We start from the raw sequence: 548 nt of genomic DNA, 5'->3' as shown, positions 1-548 counted from the left end.
GCACTGGGGGACGACTGGAAGTCGCTGGACCTCAAAGTGCGGTTGACTGACATCGCGATCAGTGATGGCGAGGTTGAGCTGGAAGGCGGGCCCTGATCGCAACGTGTGATCCGCGTCATGTCGCAGCGGCCCGGCGCAGCCTAAGAACCGTATTACAGACCGCGCTCCAAAGCGCCGTTTCATCATGCCCTTGAGGAGATGCCCATGCCCGGCGAACAGGTTGCACCGATCAAGACAGGCGATGTCGCAGGCGACCTCTATCGCGAGCGATGGAGCTGGGACAAGGTCGTCTGGGCCTCCCATTGCATCAACTGCTACCCGGGCAACTGCCCCGAGCGGGTCTACCTGAAGGACGGGAAGATCGTGCGCGAGGAGGTTGCCGCGACCTTCAAGACGATCATGCCCGGTGTGCCCGACATGAATCCCATGGGCTGTCAGAAGGGCGCCGGCTGGTCGCGGATGCTCGAATCGGAGGAGCGCATTCTCTACCCGCTGAAGCGCGTGGGGGAACGGGGCTCTGGCCAGTGGGAGCGTGTAACCTGGGACCA

Annotated in this window: 1 protein-coding gene; it reads left to right on the top strand. The window is 63.0% G+C overall.

Features of this window, described 5'->3' with window-relative positions; all coding sequences use genetic code 11:
* Positions 1-204 precede the first annotated feature (204 nt).
* On the top strand, positions 205-548 hold a 344-nt coding region (locus tag L6Q96_23550), incomplete at its 3' end, for an ethylbenzene dehydrogenase (protein ID MCK6557523.1).

The sequence above is a fragment of the Candidatus Binatia bacterium genome, assembly GCA_023150935.1.
In the GTDB taxonomy this organism is placed as follows: domain Bacteria; phylum Desulfobacterota; class Binatia; order HRBIN30; family HRBIN30; genus JAKLJW01.
This window is presented reverse-complemented; position numbering and strand designations above follow the sequence as displayed.